This window comes from Lebetimonas sp. JS138, assembly GCF_000523335.1.
GTDB lineage: Bacteria > Campylobacterota > Campylobacteria > Campylobacterales > Nautiliaceae > Lebetimonas.
In genome coordinates this window covers 845623-864253 of record NZ_ATHT01000001.1, presented here as the reverse complement: position 1 = coordinate 864253, position 18631 = coordinate 845623, and the positions used below count along the sequence as shown (strand labels likewise).

29 protein-coding genes are annotated in these 18631 nt (G+C 32.5%); 7 read left to right on the top strand and 22 right to left on the bottom strand.

The window, feature by feature from the left end:
* Positions 1–43 precede the first annotated feature (43 nt).
* The 4 genes from DZ67_RS0104935 to DZ67_RS0104920 are packed head-to-tail and all read left to right on the top strand — an operon-like array spanning position 44 to position 3067.
* Positions 44–880 carry a PDC sensor domain-containing protein gene (locus tag DZ67_RS0104935; RefSeq protein WP_024791807.1) on the top strand — a complete coding sequence of 279 codons (837 nt, stop codon included), beginning with the start codon at positions 44–46 and terminating at the stop codon, positions 878–880.
* 19 nt (positions 881–899) lie between these two features.
* Complete coding sequence (locus tag DZ67_RS0104930) at positions 900–1562, top strand: Fis family transcriptional regulator (RefSeq protein WP_024787566.1); 663 nt, start codon at positions 900–902, stop codon at positions 1560–1562.
* Positions 1555–2208, top strand: coding sequence for a hypothetical protein (locus tag DZ67_RS0104925; protein WP_024787565.1), 654 nt, complete (start codon positions 1555–1557; stop codon positions 2206–2208). The genes DZ67_RS0104930 and DZ67_RS0104925 overlap by 8 nt, the downstream gene beginning before the upstream one ends.
* A complete protein-coding gene (locus tag DZ67_RS0104920; RefSeq protein ID WP_024787564.1) occupies positions 2189–3067 on the top strand; it encodes a 3'-5' exonuclease in 879 nt (292 codons plus the stop codon). Before DZ67_RS0104925 ends, DZ67_RS0104920 begins: the two co-directional genes overlap by 20 nt.
* Here the strand turns inward: DZ67_RS0104920 and DZ67_RS0104915 are convergent.
* From DZ67_RS0104915 to plsY, 10 genes are all read right to left on the bottom strand, one after another.
* Positions 3056–3754, bottom strand: a complete 699-nt coding sequence (locus DZ67_RS0104915) for an ABC transporter ATP-binding protein (protein ID WP_024787563.1) — start codon at positions 3752–3754, stop codon at positions 3056–3058. The two genes, DZ67_RS0104920 and DZ67_RS0104915, sit on opposite strands and share 12 nt — an antisense overlap.
* Positions 3755–3832: 78 nt before the next feature.
* Positions 3833–4594, bottom strand: coding sequence for an ABC transporter ATP-binding protein (locus tag DZ67_RS0104910; RefSeq protein WP_024787562.1), 762 nt, complete (start codon positions 4592–4594; stop codon positions 3833–3835).
* A gap of 155 nt (positions 4595–4749) precedes the next feature.
* Complete coding sequence (locus tag DZ67_RS0104905; protein ID WP_024791806.1) at positions 4750–5829, bottom strand: NAD(P)/FAD-dependent oxidoreductase; 1080 nt, start codon at positions 5827–5829, stop codon at positions 4750–4752.
* Positions 5813–6283: a hypothetical protein gene (locus tag DZ67_RS0104900; protein ID WP_024787560.1), complete on the bottom strand. Its 471-nt coding sequence runs from the start codon at positions 6281–6283 to the stop codon at positions 5813–5815. The genes DZ67_RS0104905 and DZ67_RS0104900 overlap by 17 nt, the downstream gene beginning before the upstream one ends.
* Positions 6280–6405, bottom strand: a complete 126-nt coding sequence (locus DZ67_RS11055; RefSeq protein ID WP_255327588.1) for a hypothetical protein — start codon at positions 6403–6405, stop codon at positions 6280–6282. The genes DZ67_RS0104900 and DZ67_RS11055 overlap by 4 nt, the downstream gene beginning before the upstream one ends.
* Before the next feature lie 62 nt (positions 6406–6467).
* Positions 6468–7739 carry a Ppx/GppA phosphatase family protein gene (locus DZ67_RS0104890; RefSeq protein ID WP_024791805.1) on the bottom strand — a complete coding sequence of 424 codons (1272 nt, stop codon included), beginning with the start codon at positions 7737–7739 and terminating at the stop codon, positions 6468–6470.
* On the bottom strand, positions 7739–7996 hold the full coding sequence (locus DZ67_RS0104885; RefSeq protein WP_024787559.1) for a YfhL family 4Fe-4S dicluster ferredoxin: 258 nt from the start codon (positions 7994–7996) through the stop codon (positions 7739–7741). Before DZ67_RS0104885 ends, DZ67_RS0104890 begins: the two co-directional genes overlap by 1 nt.
* Before the next feature lies 1 nt (position 7997).
* Positions 7998–8666, bottom strand: coding sequence for a homeostatic response regulator transcription factor HsrA (gene hsrA / locus DZ67_RS0104880; RefSeq protein WP_024787558.1), 669 nt, complete (start codon positions 8664–8666; stop codon positions 7998–8000).
* Between the two features lie 55 nt (positions 8667–8721).
* Complete coding sequence (locus DZ67_RS0104875) at positions 8722–9111, bottom strand: dihydroneopterin aldolase (protein WP_084021816.1); 390 nt, start codon at positions 9109–9111, stop codon at positions 8722–8724.
* A 131-nt stretch (positions 9112–9242) separates the two neighbouring features.
* Entirely contained in the window at positions 9243–9851 is a 609-nt protein-coding gene (gene plsY, locus DZ67_RS0104870; RefSeq protein ID WP_024787556.1) for a glycerol-3-phosphate 1-O-acyltransferase PlsY, read from the bottom strand.
* A gap of 116 nt (positions 9852–9967) precedes the next feature.
* Here plsY and nadA point away from each other — a divergent pair, with 116 nt between their 5' ends.
* The 3 genes from nadA to DZ67_RS0104855 are packed head-to-tail and all read left to right on the top strand — an operon-like array spanning position 9968 to position 12630.
* Positions 9968–10939, top strand: coding sequence for a quinolinate synthase NadA (gene nadA, locus DZ67_RS0104865; RefSeq protein ID WP_024787555.1), 972 nt, complete (start codon positions 9968–9970; stop codon positions 10937–10939).
* Between the two features lie 5 nt (positions 10940–10944).
* On the top strand, positions 10945–11763 hold the full coding sequence (nadC, locus tag DZ67_RS0104860; protein ID WP_035907396.1) for a carboxylating nicotinate-nucleotide diphosphorylase: 819 nt from the start codon (positions 10945–10947) through the stop codon (positions 11761–11763).
* A gap of 48 nt (positions 11764–11811) precedes the next feature.
* Positions 11812–12630 carry a PhoH family protein gene (locus DZ67_RS0104855; protein WP_024787553.1) on the top strand — a complete coding sequence of 273 codons (819 nt, stop codon included), beginning with the start codon at positions 11812–11814 and terminating at the stop codon, positions 12628–12630.
* Positions 12631–12705: 75 nt separating this feature from the next.
* Here DZ67_RS0104855 and infA read toward each other — a convergent pair whose 3' ends face one another.
* The 12 genes from infA to rplN all read right to left on the bottom strand — a co-directional run bounded on the left by infA (position 12706) and on the right by rplN (position 18631).
* Positions 12706–12924 (bottom strand): translation initiation factor IF-1, encoded by a 219-nt coding sequence (gene infA / locus DZ67_RS0104850; RefSeq protein ID WP_024787552.1) that lies wholly within the window; start codon positions 12922–12924, stop codon positions 12706–12708.
* Positions 12924–13682 (bottom strand): type I methionyl aminopeptidase, encoded by a 759-nt coding sequence (gene map, locus DZ67_RS0104845; protein ID WP_024787551.1) that lies wholly within the window; start codon positions 13680–13682, stop codon positions 12924–12926. The genes infA and map overlap by 1 nt, the downstream gene beginning before the upstream one ends.
* Before the next feature lie 114 nt (positions 13683–13796).
* On the bottom strand, positions 13797–15056 hold the full coding sequence (secY, locus tag DZ67_RS0104840; protein ID WP_024787550.1) for a preprotein translocase subunit SecY: 1260 nt from the start codon (positions 15054–15056) through the stop codon (positions 13797–13799).
* Between the two features lie 4 nt (positions 15057–15060).
* Positions 15061–15453 carry a 50S ribosomal protein L15 gene (gene rplO / locus DZ67_RS0104835; protein WP_024787549.1) on the bottom strand — a complete coding sequence of 131 codons (393 nt, stop codon included), beginning with the start codon at positions 15451–15453 and terminating at the stop codon, positions 15061–15063.
* 2 nt (positions 15454–15455) lie between these two features.
* Entirely contained in the window at positions 15456–15932 is a 477-nt protein-coding gene (gene rpsE, locus DZ67_RS0104830; protein ID WP_024787548.1) for a 30S ribosomal protein S5, read from the bottom strand.
* Between the two features lie 9 nt (positions 15933–15941).
* Positions 15942–16307 carry a 50S ribosomal protein L18 gene (gene rplR, locus DZ67_RS0104825; RefSeq protein ID WP_024787547.1) on the bottom strand — a complete coding sequence of 122 codons (366 nt, stop codon included), beginning with the start codon at positions 16305–16307 and terminating at the stop codon, positions 15942–15944.
* Positions 16308–16316: 9 nt separating this feature from the next.
* A complete protein-coding gene (gene rplF / locus DZ67_RS0104820; protein WP_024787546.1) occupies positions 16317–16856 on the bottom strand; it encodes a 50S ribosomal protein L6 in 540 nt (179 codons plus the stop codon).
* Positions 16857–16867: 11 nt separating this feature from the next.
* Positions 16868–17263 carry a 30S ribosomal protein S8 gene (gene rpsH, locus DZ67_RS0104815; protein ID WP_024787545.1) on the bottom strand — a complete coding sequence of 132 codons (396 nt, stop codon included), beginning with the start codon at positions 17261–17263 and terminating at the stop codon, positions 16868–16870.
* A 12-nt stretch (positions 17264–17275) separates the two neighbouring features.
* The gene (locus tag DZ67_RS0104810; protein ID WP_024787544.1) at positions 17276–17461 is read right to left on the bottom strand and encodes a type Z 30S ribosomal protein S14; all 186 of its coding nucleotides are present in this window, start codon (positions 17459–17461) and stop codon (positions 17276–17278) included.
* Positions 17454–18008, bottom strand: coding sequence for a 50S ribosomal protein L5 (gene rplE / locus DZ67_RS0104805; RefSeq protein ID WP_024787543.1), 555 nt, complete (start codon positions 18006–18008; stop codon positions 17454–17456). The genes DZ67_RS0104810 and rplE overlap by 8 nt, the downstream gene beginning before the upstream one ends.
* A gap of 3 nt (positions 18009–18011) precedes the next feature.
* Positions 18012–18263 (bottom strand): 50S ribosomal protein L24, encoded by a 252-nt coding sequence (rplX, locus tag DZ67_RS0104800; protein ID WP_024787542.1) that lies wholly within the window; start codon positions 18261–18263, stop codon positions 18012–18014.
* Positions 18263–18631 (bottom strand): 50S ribosomal protein L14, encoded by a 369-nt coding sequence (rplN, locus tag DZ67_RS0104795; RefSeq protein ID WP_024787541.1) that lies wholly within the window; start codon positions 18629–18631, stop codon positions 18263–18265. The genes rplX and rplN overlap by 1 nt, the downstream gene beginning before the upstream one ends.

Genomic DNA, 18631 nt, shown 5'->3' with positions numbered 1-18631 from the left:
ACCCCTGTATTTATCTATCATTTATTTTGTAAAAAGGCAACTTATGAATGAGTTAATTGAAATTTACAACAATAATAAAGAAAACATAAAATCATTTTTGAAAAACACTGTCGAAAATTTCAATTCCTTGATAAAATTCGAAAAAGATAATTTCGAAGAACTATTTGATTTATTTAAATCTTTGGAATTGGTTTATGTTGTCGATACAAGCAATAAAATTCAAATTTCACCAAATTATTACAGAAACAGAACTGACAATTCTCAAAAAAACATAAAAAGGGATTACCTTTTGGAAAAATTTGAAAATACCGATTTTGCCATTTCTGAAGCCTATAAAAGTTCAGCTACAGGAAATTTATGCATAACATTAGTAAAAAAGGAAAACAATAAATTAATTTTTTTAGATTTTAATGTAAAAAAACTGCTTGAGAGATTCAAACTGCTTGAAATTCACCCTTTTTTTGACAGACTTACATCGTCTTTTTATTTTTTAAGCGGTATTTTAATGGCACTGTTTGCTTTTTTGATGCTCGGTTTTTCTTTATTTAAAGTACTTACCCATATACACAACCTTGAAATTATGGATTTTTTTAAACCAATTATATATATAACTATTGCAGTAGCAATTTTTGATTTAGCAAAAACGTTTCTTGAAGGGGTACTTTTTAAAAGTTATAAAAAAGAAGAGATGGAATTTAAAACATTTGTAAAATTTATTATTTCAATATTAATTGCTTTATCCATTGAAGTTTTAATGCTTGTATTTAAAATATCCCTTAATTATCCTGAAAAAATGATTAATTCTTTATATCTTTTTATAGGAATTGCATTAATGATGAGCAGTGTGGCTTTTTTTATAAAAAAGAAAAATATGTTATAATTTTTTAAAAAAGGTGTAAATGTTTTTAGCCAACTCTGAATATTTAACAAAAATAAAAAATCTGGCGGATATGTCAAGGGAACTTAATTTAAGCGTTTATATCTGGGGAGAAAAAGGTGTCGGAAAGACAACTCTTGCCAAATATATTTCACCCAATGCAATTATCAATAAAATAAATACAAATTATCCCTGCATTATTGAAAATTTTGATAAAAATCCCATGCTTTATGAAAATATCCCCATATTAATTGCCACAGGAGAAAAGCCTATGGACAAAGCAATATTAAAAAAATATTTTGCTTTTGAAATTGAATTGAAGCCCTTAACTGAGCATCCTGAAGATATAGAATTTTTTATGGAATATTTTTTACAAAAAGCAAAAGAAGAACTTAAAATTGATAAAAAAATTAAAATTCAAAATCCTGATATCAGTGAAAATTTAAATTCACTTAAAAAACAGGTTTATAAAGAGCTCCTTAAACCCAGCATGGAAGAAATTTACAAAATTTTAAAAGAATATTTAAAAGAAAAACATTCGACATATGAAGAAGAAATAAACAGATTTGAAAAAATACTTTTTAGCGCTATGAAAGAAAAATACCATTCCAAACTTCAAATTTCTGAAAGATTAAAAATCAACAGAGTCACACTTACAAAAAAAATGAAGGCTTTAAATGTTTAAATTCTGGTGTGAATATGATATAAACCCTTTGATAATATTTGATTACAAATCAAATATTGTTTACTGTAATCAGGAAGCTGAAATATTTCTTTCTTATATAAATAAAAAAGAAGTATTTGAATTTGCGCTGAAAAATGCTCCAAAAGACGGTATAAAAACAGAGTTTAAATTAGTAAAATTTGACAAGTTTGAATTTAACGGCTATTCAATCGGTTTTTATGAAGAAAAACTCGGTATTAGGTTTTTTATAAATACAGATAAAAAAAATATAACTCTCAATAATCTTGAAAAAGTAAAATTTTCAATGCTTCTTGAATTTGTAAAAGATTATATGGAATTAAAGAATATTCAAATTACCACTTTTTACGACCCTTCAATTCCTGAAATTTATTTAAACAAAAAAGAGCTGATAAATATCATTTTTGAAATGCTGGAAAACTCTAAAAAAGCTAAAATAACATCAAAAATACTTGTGGGGGAATATATAAAAATAGATGCTAAAAAATATCCTCTGGCCCAAATTGACATAGTTACGCCCCCTTTCAAAAGAATAAAATCAAATTTTTTTGAAATTGAAAATCATGAGGAGGGATATTCCATAAAAATACCGTTAATTAAGGAACTGGATGAAAATAATAATACTTGATACGGAAACAACAGGAAACAGGGAAGAAGACAAAATAATTCAGCTGAGTTTTCTTGTAATGAACAGAAATCTTGAAATAGAAGAAATTCACGACACCCTTGCAAATCCCGGGATACCTATTTCTTTTGAGGCAATGGCTGTTCATCATATTACAAATGAAATGATAGAAGATAAACCCAAATTAAAATTTACAGATGTATATAAAAGATTAAAAGAACTAAATTCTCCTGAAAATGTAGTTGTTATTCATAATGCCGAATTTGATTTGGAAATGCTTAAAAAAGAAGGGTTTAACCCGTTTTTTCAGGTAATAGACACATTCAGAATTTTAAAACATCTGATAAAAGAGAGTAAATATTCACTTCAATACAACAGATATGCCCTTGGACTTTACAAAAAAGAAAAAGAAATATGCGAAAAATACAATATCAAAATCAATGCTCACGATGCACTGGGGGATGTCGTTGTTTTAGGCTTACTGCTGCAGTATTTAGTAAAAGAATTTGATAAAACAGTTGATGAATTAATAGAGCTTACAAAAAAACCGGTTTTATATGACAAATTTTACCAGGGAAAATATAAATATGAAAATATAAGGGACATATTGATAAAAGACCCTGATTATATAGAATATATGCTGAGTCTTACAGACCTTGATCCGGATGTAAAATATTCCATAGAACACCATTTGGAAAATCTGGATATTGAGCCGGAATACAGATTCGGGGTCGGTAAATATAAAGGTATGTTAATTCAAGATGTGGCCGAGATTGATATTCAATATCTTTCATGGGCATATCATAATATGAAAATGAGCAAGGGAATGAGGAAAAAAATAGGGGAAATACTATCCTCCTAAATATTTTTTCTTAATTTCATCACTTTGAAGTAAATTGTCTGCCTCATCTTCCATAACCAAAAGGCCGTTTTCCATTACATATCCGCGGTTTGCAATTCTAAGTGCGGCACCGGCGTTTTGCTCAACCAGAAGAATTGTCACATCTTCTTCTTTATTTAATCTATGTAATATTTCAAACACATCTTTTACAATAATAGGAGCAAGCCCAAGGCTCGGTTCATCCAACACGAGCATTTTAGGTTCACTCATCAATGCCCTGGCGATTGCAAGCATCTGCTGCTCACCTCCGCTCAGGCTTCCCCCGTAATTATTTCTTTTTTCTTTAAGTCTCGGGAAAAGTCTATACATATCGTCCCTCAGCCTTTCAAAATTCTCATCATTTAAAAAGGCGCCGATTTTTAAATTTTCTTCAACCGTTAAATTGATAAATATTTTCCTGCCCTCGGGTACTAAAGCAAGTCCCCTTTTTACAATCTGATGTGTCGGTATTTTTGAGATATCTCCTTCAACAAATTGAATATTTCCCTCTTTTTTTACCAAATTAAAAACAGCGTTAAGCGTGGATGTTTTTCCTGCCCCGTTTGCACCTATTATAGTAACAATTTCTCCGGCTTTTACATTAAAATCAATTCCTCTGACAGCTTCAATTACTCCATATTTTACTTTTAATCCCTTAACTTTTAACATCACTATCCTTTATCATTTTATATACTCACCACCCCGCCGCTTTACAAGCGGCCGGGCAGGCTTTCACCACTCACTATTTTATACTTCAATATTTCCGAGATATGCTTTAACAACCTGCTCATCTTTCATCATATCGGCAGGCTTTCCTTCAAAAATTGTTTTTCCGTAATCCAAAACCATTACCCTGTCGGCTATTTTTTGGACAAATTTCATATCATGCTCAATAAAAAGAATTGTTTTTTCTTTAATTTCTCTCAGTTTAAAAACGGTTTCGGCAAGTTCGTCTGTCTCTTTTGGATTCATTCCCGCCGCAGGCTCGTCAAGAAGTAGTAAATCAGGCTCTGTTGCCAGTGCCCTTGCTATCTCTACTTTTCTTTGATTACCGTAACTTAAAGCTTTTGCATTTACATAGGCATATTTTTCAATTCCTAAAAATTCAAGAATCTCCATAGCCAATTCTTTATGAACTTTTTCCTGTTTAAAAAATTTGGGAGATCTGAAAATTGCTTCAAAAAAATTATATTCAATATGATTATGAAAGCCTATTAAAACATTTTCCAAAACATTCATGGAATTAAAAAGTCTTATATTTTGAAAAGTTCTTGCAATTCCTCTTTTAACAATTTCATTTGGTTTTAAGCTTGTTATCTCTTCGTCTTTAAAAAACACCCTGCCGCTTGTAGGGGAAAAAGCACCAGTTATTATATTAAAAAGCGTTGTTTTACCCGCTCCGTTAGGACCGACCAATGCAAAAATTTCTGTCGGTTTTACATGAAAAGTTACATCTTTTATAGCAACGACCCCGCCAAACTGTTTTGTAACTTTATCTACTTTTAACATTTCTTTCCTTTATTTCATTATCATTTTTCACTTTGCTTTTTAGCAATTTGGTACTTGGCTTCTTGGCTACTTATCTACTTAGCTATTCTTATTTATCATTTTCCATTTTCCATTATACATTTATAACTTTCCACTTGACACTCACCACTCACCACTCACCACTCACTATTTAAATACCTCTCCCCTTCTTTTCTCGCCCATTTAACAAAGAGTCTTTTGGTATCCATAAAGCTTTCTTTATTTTCAAAAATAATTTCTTTCAATATTCTTGAAGTACTAACGGCATTGGAAAAGCCTCTTCCACCCATTCCGTTTACAATATAAAGACCTTTTTTGTAAAAAATTTCTTTTGGAATGGAGCCTTTTACAATATGTTTATCATTTAAAAGAGTTTTATCTACATCTATAATTTTACCAACTATAGGAAAATAATCAATACTTGCGGCCCTTTGCCCACCTTTAATTGAAACTGTTTCTCCTTCGATTTCCATTATTTCATTTGCTTTTTTTATTAATTCATTAGCTTCTTCCAAATTTTCTTTGCATTCCAGACAGTTTCTTTTGTGAGTCGCCCCAATTCTGAATTTTCCATTTACATAAGCCAAAGAGCAGTTCTTATGATAATAAATATCCAGCTTTTCATTTTTCACTTTACATTTTTCACTTAACTCTATCCTCTCCCCCCAAACAGGTCTGATTTTTATATAAGGAATATCAATTAAATTTTCATATCCGGTGGAAAGAATAATATTTTTAGTTTTTATTGCATCATTAATTACCCAAACACTGTTTCGAAATTCTATTTTTTTAGTTTCAAACTGCTTAAAATTTACATTTATTTTTTTCCTGACATCATCAACTTCAACCAGACTGCCTATGTCAAAAAAAAAGCCGTTATCGATTTTTCTGAATGGAAGTTTTATCTCTTTTTCATAAGTTTTAAATTTTTCTATATCTTTTCTGTCTCTCGGAAGAAGTAAAACACCTTTTGTATGGGTATTAATTCCCTCTTTTTTATAAAATTCGATTGCTTCAATTATTGAATCGTTAATAAATCTTGTATAAGGGCTGTCAATTCCTATTTTAGGGAACAAAAAAGCGCCCGCTGCAGAGCTCGCGCCTTCTAATATTCCTTTTTTATCAATAAGAAGCGTATTATATTCTTTTAATCTGTAGGCACTGAGCACTCCGGCAATTCCGGCTCCTATTACGACAAAATCAAAAACTTTCTTCATATGCCGTTTCTAATACTTTTTTATCGTATCCCCTAAGCAGGGAAAACAGAAAATTTTTAAACTGTTCTTTATCAATATCCACTTTTACATACAAAATCTGGGTTTTTTTATCATACCAGTTTCCTTCATTTACAGCATTTGTTATTACAAAGGCTTTTACTTTATCCAAAATATTTTTTGCAGTATTTAACCTTCTTAAAAAATCTTTTGTTTTAGTCAAAATTTTTTCGCTTAATGATTTAATCCCGATAGAATAAGCCTCCTGCTGAGAGAGTCTTGAAACTTCTTTTGTATGGATTTTTCCCACACTCATAAATGAATTTTCATAACAGACCCAAAAAGGGGCGGGAAGCTTATGAATATAACATTTTGTAAATTCTTTTATTTTGGTGGGCGCGTTACTGACACTGCATCCCAAAAACACTAAAGGCAAAACCAATAATATTTTTTTCATTTCTCTCCTTTGTTTAAAATTTCCAGATTAAAAAAAAGTTTTCTTGTTTTAAGTTTTTCCCCTGCAAGATATAAATTCTCGCCTTCTATTACTATTTTTTTATCACTTTTTTTAATTGTCACTTTTGGCATGGAAAGATTTTGATTAACTATTTTTGCAACCCAGAAAATATTGCAAAGCTTTTCTATAACATCTTTTTGAGGCAGTAAAAATTTATATTTTTTATCTCTTCTTTTTTGTTTTTTTTTCTTTTATAAAATCTTATTATTTTTGAGATTAAAAGTCTGTCATTATGGGAAAAACCGTAATGCAGGGAATTTAAGATAATATAATCGGTATGTTTATGGGCTTCGTAAAAATCTATAAGCTCTCCCGCACGGGAAAGTTTTATTGCAAAAGCCAGATGTCTCTTATATTTTTCGTCTAAATTAAATTCATCTTTCAATAAATCAAACAAATCAAGGGCTATTTTTGTTTCGTAAGAAGCTGTTTTTGTATTTATGTTATAAACATCTATTATAGTCCTGACAGACGGATTAAAATTACTTGGGAAAATCAGATTGTCATTTCTAAGTAAATCGCTTAAAAACACCCCCTCTCTCACGCCTACACCGCTTGTTATTATGTTTTTTGCTTTTAAATATTTTAATACTTCACAAAAAACCAAAAGCCCGGGTCTTATTACATCGAGTCTTTCGGGTTTGATTCCTATTTTTAACAATTCTTCATCACTTCTTTTGATTAAACTTTCCAAAAATTCAATCTCTTTTATTTCATAGGAAAAACCGTGCAGTATATCCAATGGATACTCATTTTTTTTCATTATAACCTGGGCAATGGCCCTTGCTGTTCCTCCAATACTGAAAACAGTTTCATCTTTGAAATTTTTATCCAGTTTTTTTAATTCGTTTTTTATATATTCCTTTGCGCCCTTAATATAGCCTTTATCAAAAAAAAGCTCTTTAAGCCTGACAGTGCCTAATTGCAAAGTTGCCGTTTTTTCCACTCTTGCATTTTTTATTAAAGAGAGTTCACAGCTTCCCCCTCCGATATCCACACTCACCCCGTTTTTTTTATAAAGAAGATTGGCAACCGCAATACCGCCGAAAAACGCCTCTTTTTCCCCGTCAATAACTTTTAAATTTATTCCTATTTTTTTTACTTCGCTCAAAAATTCAGCTTTATTTGGGGCATCCCTGAGTGCTGAAGTTGCAACGGCCAATATCTTGCGCGTTTTTAAAGATTTCGCTATTAAAAGAAATTCCTTTAAGGCGTTAATTGCTCTTTTAATAGCAAAATCCTGTAAATTTCCGCCGTTTTCATAAGCACCCTCACTTATTCTGACTCTGCTTTTTTCTTCCCTTAAGAGATAAAAGCCAAAACGGCTGGTTTTCCTAAAAACAGCCATTCTAGCCGAATTGGAGCCTATATCAATAACGGCTGTAATTTTGGCCATTATTCCTCTTCAACTTTATGTATTAATTCTGATTTTAATTTAAGTTCTTTTGCACTTTCCACATTATCCGGATCAGGCACAATTGCGTCCACCGGACATACCTGCACACACTGAGGCTCACCCCCATATTCTATACATTCCGTACAAAGGTCCGGATCTATTTCATAAATAGGCTCACCAGCCTCAATTGCACCGTTTGGGCATTCATCAACACATGCGTCGCACGCAATGCACTCATCTGTTATTTTCAATGACATATTACTCCTTTGGATAACAAAATTTATAGCCTCTGCGGCGAATGGTCTTTATTGTATCAATTTTAAAAACTTTGTCAACCTTTTGACGTATCTGATTTATTGCAACTTCTATAACATTTGGTGTCACCAGCTCAGGCTCTTCCCAGATTGCATCCAAAAGCTGCTCTTTTGAAATAACCTGGTTGGGATATCTTGCCAGATGCATAAACACTTCAAAAGATTTTCCTTTCAAATATGTTTCTTTGCCTTTATATATTATTTTTTCTTCATCTTTTAAAATAATCAAATCTTTTATTTTAATCTGAGATTCTCTGCCGGCCCTCAGGGCAACATTTATTCTTGTTATAAGCAAATCAAAATTGATTGGTTTTCTTATATAATCATCCGCCCCCATTTTTAAGCACTTAATTTCCGTGTCCATAGACATATCATTGGATAAAATTATTATTTTAATCAGGGGATATAAATTTTTTGCAAAATTTATAAATTTAAACACCTCGCTGAATGTAAAATCTGTATCCACTATCACCATATTATAATGTCTGACATCCAAAAAATATTTGGCATCTTTAATGGTATATGCCGAATCTGTTTTATATCCGGATTCATTAAGAGCTTTTACAATCAGATGATTAAGCGTTTCATCTTTAAGAGTTACAAGTATCCTCACTTCTTCTCCTTCATTAAAAAAACATATTCCATAAATAAAAAAATTATATCAAAAATTAATATTTTCTTAAAATTTCCACTCCGACTAAAGCATTCTTTAAAATTTCCGGTTTTTTAACTTGTAAAAAAAGTTTTTTTATTTGCGGATATTTCTCTAATAATTTTTTTTCTATATGAACCAAAGCATCCTCAAGCAGTTCAAACTGATGTTTAACAATTGAATTTTGAATTAAATCGCATACATCCGCATAATTAATAAAATTTTCTTTATTTTCATAATCTATTTTGCAGTTAACAACAACCAGCTGTTCTTCGGTTCTTTCCTCTTCCAAAATACCGATAATAGCCTTAAAAGTCAGCTCTTCTATTATTATTGTAAATTCTCCATCGCGGCTGCTTTTCAGGCAGCCAGATAAATTTAATTCGCTTTGCTCATTTTCGCTCATTTTCCCATTCCTCAATTTTTCACTTTTCACCATAGCCGTTTTTCAAACGGCCAGGCAAGTTTAATTCGCTTCGCTCATTTGCACTAATTTTACATCTCACCACTCACAATTCACCACTCACTATTCACTTTCTAAACTACTCTTTTTTCCTGACCGGTAATAAGCCTGTATATATTTGTTTTATGTTTATAAATTATTATAAAAGCGATTATCCATAAAGGGGAATAGGAACGGATAGATAAATCCGGATACAAAATATAACAACTGAAAATTCCCGCTAATATACCGGTTAAAGAACTGAGAGAAGATATTTTCACTGTTTTTGCCATAATAAACCAGACAATTAACCCCACCAATACAGCTTTTGGAACCAAAACAAGCAAAGCGCCGGCGGTAGTCGCAACCCCTTTACCCCCTTCAAATTTTAAATAAGGGGAAAAACAGTGTCCTATTACGACAATTACGGCTATTGCCCAAAGTGTGGCATCACAAACCCCTGAAAATTTAGCCAGAAGTATTACAAACACACCCTTAAAAGCATCTAAAAACAGCGTCAAACCCGCAAGTTTTTTGGCTTTATTCGGATCAACCTCTTTCAAAACCCTCAAAACATTGGTAGCACCTATATTTCCACTACCATGCTCTTTTATATTAATACCCGCAAAATATTTCGCTATTAAATATCCAAAAGGAACACCTCCAATTAAATATGCCGCTAAATACCATAATAAATTATGCATTTTTTTCCTTTTTACTTAAAACTTGGCAACTCATTACTCACTCTCACCACTCACTATTTTTATGCAATTATACTAAAATAAACTTTTTTTGATAAAATAATACAAAAAGGGATTTAATGGTTGAAGAAATTAAAAAATTAAAAGAAAAACATAATATTACTATTGCCGCCCATTTTTATGAAAAAAAAGAAATTTTTGAACTGGCCGATTTAACGGGTGACAGTTTAGCCCTTGCTAAAAAAACAGCCAATATTAAAAACCCGCTTGTTTTTTGCGGGGTAAAATTTATGGGGGAAAGTGCAAAAATACTAAACCCCGATATTGATGTATATATGCCAAAACTTGCTGACTGCTCCATGGCAAGAATGGCCGAGGAAGGCCTTGTGGAAAACAATATAAAAATGTTAAAAGAAAACAAAATTGATTTTATTCCCATCACTTATATAAATTCCACGGCAAAAACAAAAGCCATTGTTGCAAGGGAAGGCGGACTAACCTGTACAAGCTCAAACAGCCAAAAAATTATAAAATGGGCATTAAGTAAAAACAAAAAAATTTTCTTTCTGCCGGATAAAAATCTTGGAACAAACACAGCCAAAAAATTAAACAAAACAGCAAAAATAATAGGTGAAAAAAACTGGCAGGAAGCAGATATAATATGTTTTAATGGACACTGCTCCGTTCATCAGCTTTTTATGCCCGAACATATTGAATTTTTTAAAGAAAAATATCCCGATATTAAAATAGCACTTCATCCTGAATGCCAGCCGGAAGTGGTAAAAATGGCCGATTTCGCCGGAAGCACCTCCCAGATTTTAGAATATGTCAAAGCCCATTCCACCGAAAAAATAGCAATAGGTACAGAAGCAAATTTTGTAAACTGGCTTAAAGAAAACATAAACCCAAATATATATATATTAAGTTCTACAAAACCGGAATGTCCGAGTATGAACGAAACCACAATCGAGAGTTTATATAATTTATTAAAAGCAATTGATGAAGACAGAGGATATAATAAAATTGAAGTCGAAGAAAATATAGCAAAAGATGCAAAAAAAGCACTACAAAGAATGATGGAGCTGTCATGAATTTAATGAAACATCAGATAATCGATTTTTTAAAAAGCTCTCTTAATGAAGATATAGGAAGGGGGGATTTGGCAAGAAGTTTAATTAGTGGAGTTGCAAATGCTTTTGTTAAATCAAAAAGCGAAGGTGTTATTGCTGGACTTGAATATATAAAATATTTTAGTGAAATTGCTGAAATTAAATTTAATTTTTTCTATGAAGACGGAGATTTTTATAAAAACAAAGATATTATTTTTGAAGTTTACGGAAATGCAAAAGATGTGCTCTCAATTGAAAGGACAATGCTGAATATTCTCCAACACGCCAGCGGAATAGCAAGCAATGCCTATGAATTTGCAAAAAAAGCAGATAACAAAGTAAAAATACTAGACACAAGAAAAACAAGACCTAACTTAAGAATTTTTGAAAAATATGCAGCCAGCTGTGGGGGGGTTACAAACCATAGACTTGGACTAGATGAGTGCCTGATGCTAAAAGACACACATTTAGCCCTTTTTTCATCCATTAAAGAAGCAATTGACAAGGCAAAAAACATAATACCTTTTACAACAAAAATAGAAGTCGAATGCGCATCTGTTAAAATGGCGAAAGAAGCGATGGAAGCTAAAGCCGATATTGTAATGTGCGACAATATGAAATATGAGGAAATAAAAGAGGTTGTATTATTCAGAAATAAAAATTTCCCACTTGTTTTAATAGAAGCGAGCGGAAATGTAACGCTTGAAAACATTGATAAATTTATTGAAACGGGGGTTGACGCCATAAGCAGCGGGGCTGTTATTCATCATGCGGTGTTTAAAGATTTCTCTATGAAAATAAGATAAGGAGAGAATATTTTAATAGAAGATAAAAATTTTGAATTTGGACATTTTTTGGGAATTAAAGAACCCGATGAATTTAAAAAATATATTAAAGAAAAATTTAATTATGAATTAAAACCCTGGGATTTTGTAATTACAAACGATAAAATAAGGGATTTGGCATACTGTTATAATCCAAATAAAGGAATCGAAAGAATAGACAACATTCCTGAAACCAGTAAAATAAGAATTAAAAACGCCGGTATAATCGAGCCAAAAGATATTTATCAAAAATGTGCGGCATATGCCATGAAAGAAAGTGATGCTTCTTTAATCACAGGCAGGTTCGGAAGTGGAAAAACACTGATTGCAACTGCAATGGCTTTAAACCAAAGTAAACGAAAAATATTCATAACCCGCCCTCCTATAGGAATCAGTTCTGCTTATGACATAGGTTTTCTACCAGGAAGCAAAGATGAAAAAATGCTTGAATGGGCAGGGGGATTTTTAAGTGCCTTGAATTATATCTATAAAGATGCAAAAGGCTTAAATTATGATTCCATTAAAACCCAGCTTTTTTTTGAAAAATTTGAAATAATCCCTCTTAACATGATACAGGGAATATCTATTTTGGAGAACGAAATTTTAATAGTGGATGAGGTGCAGCTTATTACAAGAGAATATATGAGTATGATTTTAAGCAGAATGAGCGAAGGAAGCAAACTTTTTTTACTCGGGGACATTTATCAGACATATTCCACTATTTCAAAACAGGACAGCGGCTTATACAGGCTTCAACAATTACTTCCCCACGAAGCATTGGCCTGGGTGGAACTTAAAAATATATACAGAAATAAGCTTACCGAACTGGCTATGAAACTTACAGAATAAATGGAAAATGTAAAGTTAAAAATGAAAAATTAATCTATTTCTTAAACTTTTCACTTTACATTTTTAACTTTTAACTTATTTGTATCTGTAAGTAATTCTCCCCTTATCAAGACTGTACGGGTTAATTTCGACTTTTACTTTATCCCCCGGGACAATTTTTATATAATTCATTCTTATTTTTCCGCTTATATGGCATAAAACTTCTTTTTTTAATCCTTCAAGTTCAACTTTAAACATTGCGTTAGGAAGTGCTTCTTTAACTATTCCGTCAACTTCTAAAACATCTTTTCCCATCAATTCTCCTCCGTTAATATTATTGCTTTGTTATCAACTATTGCAACCTGATGTTCATAATGAACCCCTATTTCCATATCTTCACAGTATACATCCCATCCGTTTTCACCTAAAACCGGCTCTGCGGCTTTATGACAAAGCATCGGTTCAAGACAGAACACATGTCCGTTTTTTACTTTTTCACCCTGATTCGGTTTACCTTCCACATAATTTAGTATCTGCGGCTCTTCATGAGGTTTTCTGCCTATTCCGTGACCGCTGTAACCTTTTAAGGGAACATATCCGTGAGATGTTATATAATCTTCTATAAGTTTACTTATCTGTTTATATCTCATACCCGGTTTTATATTTTCAATTGCATGATAAAGTGCACCTTTTGCCGCATCTATCATTCTTTGGTATTCTTCTTTTATTTTTCCTATTCCCACTGTTATTGCGGCATCTCCGTACCATCCGTTAAGTTCGGCCCCAACATCAAAACCAACCACATCACCTTCTTTTAAAGGTTCATTATCCGGTATTCCGTGAATTACAACACCGTTTTTGGAAATACATACGGCATTTGGAAAATCGTATAAACCTTTAAAAGCAGGTCTTGCGTTTTTGCTTCTGATAAAATCTTCCGCCATTTTATCAAGTTCGAGAGGGGTAACTCCTGGTTTTGCATTTTCCCTTAAAAGTTTTAAAGTCTGCCCTACAATTTTAGCAGGTTTTTTAATCTCTTCTATTTCTTTTGGTTTTTTAATAATAACTGCCATATCTCCTCTTTTAAATGTTAAATGTTAAATGTTAAATGTTAAATAAATAATGTTGAATGTTGAACTAATTTATAATCCAACATCCAACATCTAAAATTCATAATTTCCATATAATTAAAGTCCTGTAACTGAAAGAGTGTCATATTTTTGCATAGTAAGCTGGGCTTGTATTTTTCTCATAGTGTCTATTGCCACCTGAACAACAATCAATACGGCTGTCCCTCCAAAATAGAAATTGACACCCATTAATTTTACAAGAAGCCAAGGCAGTATGGTAATAGCACCTAAATACATTGAACCCCAGAACGTTAGTTTATTAGCAACACTGTTTAAAAATTTAGCCGTACTCTCACCCGGTCTGATACCAGGAATAAAGCCGCCCTGTTTTTTAAGGTTTTCTGCTATATCTTTTGCATTAAACACAATTGACGCATAAAAATATGCAAAAAATATAACCAATAAAAATTCAATAACATGAAACAAATACCCGTTTGGATTTAATGAATCCCTGATTGATACCAAAATAGGATTATTAACCCCACTCAAAACGGTTAAAGGAAACATTAAAATCGCACTCGCAAAGATAGGAGGAATAACACCACTTAAATTAACTTTAATAGGTATATAATTCATAACCCTTTTAAATCTGTTTTGCATCAACACTTTTTTCTGATAAGAAATAGGAACCCTTCTTTCCCCAAGTTCAACATATATAATAAAAGCCACAGTGGCCACTACTATTATTAGAACAAAAATAAGTCCTATTACGCTAAGTTCTCCGACATCTACCAAATTAAGTGTTCCCATTATCGCTGAAGGAATTCTGCTTACAATTCCGGCAAAAATTATTAAACTTATACCGTTTCCGATACCTTTATCGGTAATCTGCTCACCAATCCACACTAAAAACATAGTACCGCCGAGCATGGAAAATGCAGTTAACAATACAAAAGAGCTCATATCTATCATAACAGCGCTTTCTCCGCCTCTACCGGTTAAATGAGAAAGTCCTATTGCAATACCGATTGCCTGAATAAATGCAATTGCAACGGTTGAATATTTTATAATTTTCATATATTTTTGAAAACCTGTACTGTCTTTTTTAAGTTCTCCCAAACTAGGAAAAGTTGCTGCAAGAAGTTCCATAATAATTGAAGCGGTAATATACGGCATTACACCAAGGGCAATAATACTCATTCTGCTGACAGCGTTACCGCTGAACATATTAAGCAGCCCCAATGCGTCATGCTGGTGGCCTGCAAAAAAATCTTTTACTACATCCAAATTTACCCCTGGAACCGGCACATATGCCAAAATTCTGTAAACAAGAAGGAAGCCAAGGGTTATAAGTATTTTTTTAGCTATAGGATTCATACCCTTACTTTCCAGAAGTAGTAATATTACTATCTTTTATTTTATCTTTAAGTTCTTTTGCTTTTGTGCCTATCAATTTTACTTTTTCAGCTCTTATTTTTACAACTTTGGCCAAGCTCTCCATTGTAATTTCGTCTAATTCCAAAACAGCGCTGAATTTATCTACATTAATAGCCTGAGGCTTTACAACTCTACTTTTAAAGCCTATTTTAGGGAGTCTCCTTTGAATCGGCTGTTGACCGCCTTCAAAACCTCTTTTTTGATTATAACCTGTTCTAGATTTTTGACCTTTTTGTCCTCTTGTCGATGTTTTTCCGTATCCGCTGGCAGGTCCGCGTCCAACTCTTTTTGTTTTATGTGTTGACCCGCATGCAGGTTTTAAGTTTTCTAATGCCATCTTTACGCCTTTTTACTTTTAATCTCTTTAAGAGCTTCAAGAGTAGCCCTTACAAGATTGTGAGCATTGTTTGATCCAAGTGATTTAGAAAGAATATCTTTAATTCCCACTAATTCAAGCACAGGTCTTACAGCACCACCGGCAATCAGTCCTGTACCTTCACTTGCAGGTTTTAATAAAATTTTTGATGAATTGAATTTTACTTCCACTTCATGATTAATGGTATTGCCGTGAATACCTTCAATTTTTACCAAGTTTTTGAAAGCGTCTTCAATTGCTTTTTTAATAGCATCAGGAACTTCCTTGGCTTTACCGTTTCCGACCCCTACAATTCCTTTTTTATTTCCAACGACTACCAAAGCGTTAAATCTGAATCTTCTACCGCCTTTAACAACTTTGGTAATTCTTCCAACGTTAACAACTACTTCTTCAAATTCTTCTTTATTATAATCTTTAATTACTTCTTTTAATTTAGCCATTTGCCGCCTTTATACTTTTATTCCATTTTCTCTTAGAGTATCTGCAAATGCTGCAACTACACCATGATATTTATATCCGTTTCTATCAAAAGCAACTTTGTCGATTCCGGCATCTTTTAACTTTTGGGCAAAAATTTTTGCCGCTTCTTTAGCTCCGTTAATATTAGCCGGAAGTTTATTTTCCAAATGTGCTGTATTTAAAAATACAAGAGTTTTGCCTTCAGCATCATTAATAGCCTGAACTATTATATATTTGTTTGATCTGAAAAAAGTGACTCTTGGCAATTCAGCAGTTCCGCTTATTCTACCTCTGATTTTTCTTTTTCTTTTAAGTCTTCTTAAATTTCTTCTTGCTAATTCTTTACTTCTTCTCATCTCTCACCCTTATTTTTTAGCTGTCTTACCAGCTTTTCTGATAATAACTTCATCAACATATTTAACACCTTTACCTTTATACGGTTCAGGTTTTCTGAAGCTTCTAATTTCAGCTGCTACTTGACCGACTTCTTGTTTATCTGTGCCTTTTACAGTAATTATATTTTTTTCAACCGTAATTGTAATTCCGGCAGGAATTTCATAATTAATAGGGTGTGAATATCCAAGTTGTAATTCTAAAATATTACCTTTAACTGCAGCTCTGTATCCAACTCCGTTAATTTCAAGTTTTTTTTCAAATCCTTTGGTTAATCCTACAACGGCATTATTAGCTAATGCTCTTACTGTTCCCCACATTGCTTTAGCAAATTTGTCATTTTCGCTAACAGGTTCAACTGTTATAGTATCACCGTCAATATTAACTTTTACAACACCTTTTGTGTCTATAACTTTTTCATCTTGGCCTTTTTTAATAATTAATTTATTCCCTTCAAGCTTAGCTTCAAGGCCAGAAGCTAACTTTACGGGCAATTTACCTATTCTACTCATAAATTTTCTCCTTACCAGATACTACAGATTACTTCGCCGCCCACTTTTAATTTGTAGGCTTCATCATTTGCTAAAACACCTTTATTGGTAGAAACAACAAGTGTTCCGAATCCGTTTTTAAATCTTTTAATGTCTTCATAACCTTTATACACCCTTCTTCCGGGTTTGGATATTTTTTTAAGTTCATTAATAACGGAATTACCATTTTCATCATATTTAAGTGTAACATTTATAAATTTTTTATTACCGTCTTCCACTACTTTAAAACTTTCTATATAGCCTTTTTCCTGAAAAACTTTTAAAACATCTTCCATAAGGCGCGAATAGTTAAGCTTTGTAACTTCCATGCCCCTCATGGCGGCATTTCTTATTCTCGTTAATCCGTCTGCAATAATATCACTCATCATCTTGGCATCCTTTTACCAACTAGCTTTTTTAACACCAGGGAGTAACCCCTCATTTGCCATTTTTCTAAGACAAATTCTGCAAATTCCGAAATCTTTGTAAACTGAATGTACTCTACCGCAAATTGAGCATCTTGTATATGCCCTGACTTTGAATTTTGGTTTTCTTTTAGCTTTAGCTATCATACTTTTTTTAGCCATTTGCTTTTCCTTTTGTAAATGGGAATCCGATAAGTTCAAGCATTCTAAGTGCAAGTTTATCATCTTCTGTTGTTGTTGAAATATTAATATTCATACCGTGTACTTTTATAATACTATCATAATTTACCTCTGTGAATACCAATTGTTCGTTAAGTCCGAAGTTAAAGTTTCCTCTTCCGTCAAACCCGTCTCTTTTTACACCTTTAAAGTCTCTAACTCTTGGAAGTGCAACAGAGATTAGTTTTTGAAGAAAACTCCACATCATTTCGCCTCTAAGTGTAACCTTAACACCAACAGGCATACCTTCTCTTACCTTAAATCCCGCTACTGATTTTTTAGCAGGGGTAATTACAGCTTTTTGTCCGGTAATTATTGTAAGCGTATCCGCTACGCTTTCAAGAAATTTTTTATCTTTGGCACCTTCGCCTACACCGGCACTAACCACTATTTTTTCAATATTAGGTATAAGCATTGGATTTTTAATATCAAACTCTTCAACCAATTTTGGTCTAACTTCTTTTAAATATTTTTCTTGTACTTCAAACATCTCTTAGCCTTCTACTTTTTTTACGTTTGAAATGTGAATAGGTTTTTCAATATATTCAAACCCGCCTTTTGGGTTTTGTTCAGTCGGCTTAACAGCCTTTTTAACAATATTCACACCTTTAACTATTACTTTAGCCTCTTTTGGAATAACTTTTAAAACTTCACCCGTTTTACCTCTGTCATCTCCGGCGATTACTTTTACGCTGTCGCCTTTTTTAATTTTAAATTTAGGAGGTAAGTTTTTTCTAGCAGCCATTATAGCACCTCCGGAGCAAGTGATGTAATTTTTTGGAAACCTTCATATCTGACTTCCCTGGCAATAGGACCAAAAATTCTTGTACCAATCGGCTCTTTTTTATCATCTATAACAACAGCAGCGTTATCGTCAAATCTGATTAATGAGCCGTTTTCTCTTTGAACTTCTTTATTAGTTCTTACAATTACTGCTTTTACAACCTGACCTTTTTTAACTTTTCCGTTCGGAATGGCTTTTTTTACAGAAGCTATGATAATATCACCTACTGAGGCATATCTTCTTTTTGAGCCACCCAAAACCTTGATACACATAATTTCTTTAGCACCGCTGTTATCGGCAACTTTTAGTCTTGTAAATGGTTGAATCAT